Source organism: Acinetobacter sp. V2 (assembly GCF_001188385.1).
Classification (GTDB): domain Bacteria; phylum Pseudomonadota; class Gammaproteobacteria; order Pseudomonadales; family Moraxellaceae; genus Acinetobacter; species Acinetobacter oleivorans.
The window spans coordinates 216315-222237 of sequence record NZ_JZFB01000001.1 but is presented as its reverse complement, the minus strand read 5'-3'; the positions used below and the strand labels follow the sequence as shown (position 1 = coordinate 222237).

Genomic DNA, 5923 nt, shown 5'->3' with positions numbered 1-5923 from the left:
CTGCCGAGCCTCGAATAGAAGTCGGAAAACTTTCTGTCATATAGGTGGCATTAATTGCGTATGGAATACCGTAAAGGAAACCGAAGAACAGCATCATCCATAAAATGTTGGTTGGTGTATTTAAATAGACAATGACCGGAATAAATAAAGCTGTACCAATGGTTCCGAAAGCGAATACAGCGCGGCGCCCTAATTTGTCGGCAACGATCCCTGCAATCACTTTGGCAAACATCATAATTAGGAAAGTACCGACCATATACATGGCCATTTCTTTAAATTTGATGCCAAGATCAGACTCTAAATAAGCCGGTAACCAGTTACTTACGCCGTAATAACCAAACTGCAATGCACCAGTACTGATAATCCAAAGTACAAACATAGTGCCGTGTTTCTTATCTCTTAAAATTTCAAGATATGGGTTTTGACGTTTTTTAGGTTGGTTACTTTGAGCGACTTCTAGCGCTTTTAATTGACGTGCTTTTTTCCAAGACTCAGGTTCAGGTACACAAAAGTGCATTAAAATTGACAATACCACAGGCGTAATTGCAATCCAGTACAGAAAACGCCAGCCATGTTCAGGAATAATATGTCCAGCTAATAAGGTTGCTAGCAAAGAACCTAAGGTGTACCCCGTCATAAGGGTAGCCAAAACAGTCGAGCGATGTTTGGTTGGCACCATTTCTGACATTAAAATATTACAAGCAATATAGAGCGCACCTAAGCCCATCGCTCCAAAAGTTCTTAAAATTGCAAATTGCATATAAGAATCAGTAAAACCCAGTGCGCTGGTTAAAACTGAAGAATAAGCAATAAAGAACACAATAATGCGGACCCGCCCAAAACGGTCACAAGCCCAACCACCAATCAGACCACCAATTGCTGAACCTAAAAGTGTCAAACTGCCTAATGTTCCAGCTTGTACACCCGTTAAATGAAATTCTGTTTTAAGACTGGTCAGGCTTAATGCCAAAAAACCTAAGTCTGCCCCATCACACAACAATGTTAAAAAAGCGAATATAAATGCGGTAATCCAAATCTTTTTTGGTGTCTGGATAGCTTCACTGCTAGCCGTATTTTGTGCAACTGTTTCTGTTGTCATGTCCATATCCTCAGAAGGAACATGAGGCATCCAATGCCTCATGGCATTTGTTTTTTATTAGGTAGTAGCTTCCCTAATCATGTTTTTGGCAATAATAATTTGTTGAACTTGCGTGGTTCCTTCATACAAACGGAACAAACGAACATCGCGATAAAAACGCTCAATGGCATATTCACTGATATAGCCCGCACCACCGTGAATCTGTACACAGCGGTCAGCAACGCGTCCGCACATTTCGGTTGCAAACATTTTTGCGCAAGAAGCTTCTGTACTAATGTTTTCGCCATTATCACGGCGGCGAGCTGCATCTAGGACCATACATTTAGCTGCATAAATCTCGGCCTTTGAGTCAGCAAGCATCGCTTGAATCAACTGGAAGTTCGCAATAGGCTGACCAAACTGTTTACGCTCAATTGCATAGTGCAATGCGTCGTTTAACATACGCTCAGAAACGCCCACGCTATATGCACCAATGTGCAAACGCCCTTTATCAAGCACTTTCATGGCCGTTTTAAAACCGACACCTTCTACGCCGCCAATCAGTGCAGAAGCAGGTATACGGCAATTTTCAAAAATCACATCACAGGTGTGTGAACCCTTTTGCCCCATTTTTTGGTCAATTTTGCCCAATGTAATGCCCGGTGTATTAGCCTCAACTAAAAAAGCTGAAATACCGCCTGACCCTTTAATTTCAGGATTTGTTCGAGCCATTACAGTGAAAGTCGCAGCATGAGGTGCATTGGTAATAAAACGTTTGGTACCGTTTAATACATAAAAGTCGCCGTCTTTTACGGCACTGGTTTTTAAAGAAGCCGCATCAGAACCAGATTCAGGCTCGGTTAAACAAAATGAACCAATAATTTCGCCACTTGCATAACGCGGTAAATATTTTTGCTTTTGCTCTTCTGTGCCATCAATCAAAATTGCACTTGAGCCAATACCATTATTGGTACCAATTAAAGAGCGAAAAGCTGGTGAAGTTTGCCCAAGTTCAAATGCAACTCTGACTTCTTCTTCCATGGTGATGCCTAGGCCGCCATACTCTTCGGGAATTGTGAGGCCGAACAAACCAAGCTCACGCATTTGCTGCACAATATCATCTGGAATTTTGTCTTTCTCTACCACTTCGTTTTCACGAGGGATTAATTCATTTTTTACAAAATCTCGAATTGTTGAAAGTAACTGCTCCAACATCCCTTCATCACGGATCATCTGTGATCTCCCTTTTTATGTATTTTCATCGCACCCATCATCCATTTCTAGCTTGTCTGGATACCATGTTTTAAATCTTGTTTACTGCGGATGTGTTTCATAGTACGAGAACAAAAATACAAATTTCAAGCTTTTTTGAAAATTAATTTCGTTTAACGAAATTTAAAAATACACCATTACGCAATATCAAATACTTAGCTTATTTAATAAATCATAATTGCTCTAATGGGCTAAATAAGACTTGAAATAAATTCCAAAATAAGCATCATAAAAGGAATATAGTTTTGATGTGCGAAACAAGGAATTCAAAAATGAGTGTATCAATAGGGAATAATTTCGTAGAAGTCGACTTTTCTATTCAAAAAATAGCGGTTGTTAAAATTAACCGACCTGAAGCAAAAAATGCACTGAATACAGAGGTTCGCAAACAACTAGCACAAGCTTTTACCGAATTAAGTTTTAACGATGAGATCAATGCAGTTGTGCTCACAGGTGGTGAAGAAGACTTTGCCGCAGGTGCAGATTTAAAAGAAATGGCAACAGCAACTTCAACTGAAATGTTATTGCGTCATACCGAACGTTATTGGAACGCGATTGCTCAATGCCCTAAGCCTGTGATTGCTGCTGTAAATGGTTATGCATTGGGTGGTGGCTGCGAACTTGCAATGCACGCTGACATTATTATTGCAGGTAAAGGCGCAACCTTTGGCCAACCGGAAATTAAAGTCGGTTTAATGCCAGGTGCAGGTGGGACACAACGTTTGTTCCGTGCTGTGGGTAAATTCCATGCCATGCGCATGATTATGACGGGTGCTATGGTGAAAGCCGAAGAAGCTTATATCATTGGCCTTGTTTCACAAGTCACAGCAGATGACCAAACCATTCCAACAGCCATCCAAATGGCGCAGAGCCTAGCCAAAATGCCTCCTATTGCCCTGCAACAAATTAAAGAAGTTGCGCTCATGAGCGAAGATGTTCCATTAAATGCAGGCTTAACCCTAGAACGTAAAGCATTCCAATTACTGTTTTCGACCGAAGATAAAAATGAAGGTGTTCAAGCTTTTATCGAGAAGCGTAAACCGTCTTATCAAGGTAAATAACTCAAAACCATAATAACAAAGGAATGAAAATGGCCAGAAAAGTATTGATTAGTGCAGGTGGTTCAGGGATTGGACGATGCATTGCCGAGGCATTTTTAAACAATCAGGATGAAGTTTTTGTTTGCGATATCAATGCTAAAAACCTTGAACAGTTTCAACAAGATTATCCAAAGCTGCATATACATGCCTGTGATTTGGCTGACCATGAACAAATTAAACTCATGTTTAGCCAAGCAATTCAGAAACTTGGTGGTATTGATATTTTAGTCAATAACACAGGCATCTCAGGCCCGACTATTGCAGCAGATGAGTTAAGTTTTGAAGATTGGAATACAGTTATTAATTTAAACCTGAATAGCACTTTTTTAATTACCCAGTTAGCCATTCCCTCTTTAAAGAAAGCACAGTCAGGCGTAATTATTAATATGTCATCTATTGCCGGACGCTTAGGCTATCCATATAGATTAGCTTATTCCACCTCAAAATGGGGGCTGATCGGTTTTACCAAAACGCTTTCTATGGAACTCGGTGCAGATAATATTCGGGTTAACGCTATTCTTCCGGGTGCAGTCGATGGTGATCGGGTCCAGCGCGTATTACAGGCCCGTGCCGATGTAGCCCATATATCACTGGAAGAAGTGACTCAAAATGCACTGAAAAATCAGTCGCTCAAGTATTTTGTCAATCCGAAGCATATTGCAGATTTATGCCTATTTTTAGCGTCAGACAGTGGCCGCTCAATTTCAGGACAAATCTTACCCATTGATGGTGATAAACAATGCTTAAGCTAAATCACCAAACCCTATTTTTCCGTTTAATTTCAAATATAGATTAATCATCAGGATGATCGACATGACTTATGATATTAAAAGCATGGCTGTGATTGGTGTCGGTATTATGGGCAGTGGTATTGCTCAAATTGCTGCGCAGTCAGGTCATACTACTTATTTATATGATGCCAAAGCAGGTGCAGCAGAACAGGCTAAAGAAAAACTGGCTGCTACATTTCAAAAGTTAGTCGACAAAAATAAAATTACACTTGAGCAAGCAGCTCTGGCAAATAGCCATTTAATTGTTGCTCATCAAATTGAAGATTTAAAAAATTGTGATCTCATTGTAGAAGCAATTGTTGAACGTCTCGATATCAAACAAAGCTTGATGCAGCAGCTTGAAGACGTCGTTTCAGAAAATGCCATTTTAGCCTCAAATACTTCTTCTCTGTCTATTACAGCGATTGCGGCAAACTGCAAAAAACCTGAACGTGTTGTGGGTTATCACTTTTTTAATCCAGTTCCACTCATGAAAGTGGTCGAGGTGATTCATGGTTTAAAAACAGACCCACTTATTATTGATGCCTTAAACGATCTGTCTCGTGCATTTGGTCATCGCCCTGTTGTAGCGAAGGACACCCCTGGATTTATTATTAATCATGCGGGTCGGGCTTATGGAACCGAAGCGCTCAAAATTTTAAATGAAAACGTTTGTGATATTAGTGAAATTGACCGAATTTTACGTGACGGCGTTGGTTTTAGAATGGGTCCTTTTGAATTACTCGATTTAACTGGCCTTGATGTCTCTCATCCAGTGATGGAGTCGATTTATCACCAGTACTATGAAGAAGCCCGCTACAAACCGAACCCGTTAACCAAGCAAATGCTTGATGCCAAACAACTTGGACGTAAAGTCAATCAAGGTTTTTATAACTATGAAACCGGTTCAAAAACAGGTGAACTACCTGCTCAGTTTGTAGAGCGTTTAGCGCAATATCCAAAAGTTTGGATTGCGGCAGATTTCTTAGAAGATAAAAAACAGCTCGAAGATTATTTGACCCAGCAAAATATTGCCCTAGACACTCATCCGGAACCGCAAACAGATAGTTTATGTTTACTCGCTTGTTATGGTGAAGATACAACTCAAGCGGCTACTCGCCTTGGAGTTAATCCAGAACAAGCAGTTGCTATAGACATGCTTTATGGCATTGCAAAGCATCGAACCTTAATGCCTTCACTCATTACCAAACCTGAATACCGACAAGCCGCTCACTCTATTTTCAATCTAGATGGAAATCTGGTGAGTATGATTAATGAAAGTATTGGCTTTGTTGCGCAGCGCGTTTTAGCAATGGTCATCAATTTAGGCTGTGATATTGCCCAGCAAAATGTTGCCACTGTAGATGACATTAATGCCGCAGTACGTCTCGGCTTAGGCTATCCATTTGGTCCAATTGAATGGGGCGATCAAGTCGGCAGTGAAAAAATCTTACTCATTCTGAACCGTATAACAGCACTTACGCATGACCCACGTTACCGCCCTAGCCCGTGGTTACAGCGTCGTGTCGCACTTCATTTACCTCTTACTTTTACTCACGAGTCTTGAAAAGGAATTTCTCAATGTTAAACGCATATATCTATGATGGTTTACGTAGCCCATTTGGCCGTCATGCAGGTGAACTTGCCTCAATTCGCCCTGATGATTTAGCAGCCACCGTTATACAAAAATTACTAGAAAAAAC

General features: G+C 40.6%; 5 protein-coding genes and 1 pseudogene. 4 read left to right on the top strand and 2 right to left on the bottom strand.

The annotated features are described in order from the left end of the window. Together UC75_RS01010 and UC75_RS01005 are read right to left on the bottom strand one after the other, a co-directional pair. The coding region (locus UC75_RS01010; RefSeq protein WP_228136998.1) for an MFS transporter at positions 1-1099 on the bottom strand (1099 nt) is incomplete at its 3' end. 57 nt (positions 1100-1156) lie between these two features. After that, the gene (locus tag UC75_RS01005) at positions 1157-2311 is read right to left on the bottom strand and encodes an acyl-CoA dehydrogenase family protein (protein WP_049836400.1); all 1155 of its coding nucleotides are present in this window, start codon (positions 2309-2311) and stop codon (positions 1157-1159) included. Between the two features lie 311 nt (positions 2312-2622). On the opposite strand from UC75_RS01005, the gene UC75_RS01000 reads away from it, so the two are divergent. From UC75_RS01000 to UC75_RS19570, 4 genes and pseudogenes are all read left to right on the top strand, one after another. Next, positions 2623-3411, top strand: a complete 789-nt coding sequence (locus tag UC75_RS01000) for an enoyl-CoA hydratase (RefSeq protein ID WP_049836399.1) — start codon at positions 2623-2625, stop codon at positions 3409-3411. A gap of 29 nt (positions 3412-3440) precedes the next feature. Continuing rightward, positions 3441-4202, top strand: a complete 762-nt coding sequence (locus UC75_RS00995) for an SDR family oxidoreductase (RefSeq protein WP_049836398.1) — start codon at positions 3441-3443, stop codon at positions 4200-4202. Between the two features lie 61 nt (positions 4203-4263). Beyond that, entirely contained in the window at positions 4264-5787 is a 1524-nt protein-coding gene (locus UC75_RS00990; RefSeq protein WP_049836397.1) for a 3-hydroxyacyl-CoA dehydrogenase, read from the top strand. Between the two features lie 14 nt (positions 5788-5801). Further along, positions 5802-5923: pseudogene (locus UC75_RS19570) on the top strand (3-oxoadipyl-CoA thiolase); the annotation flags it as partial.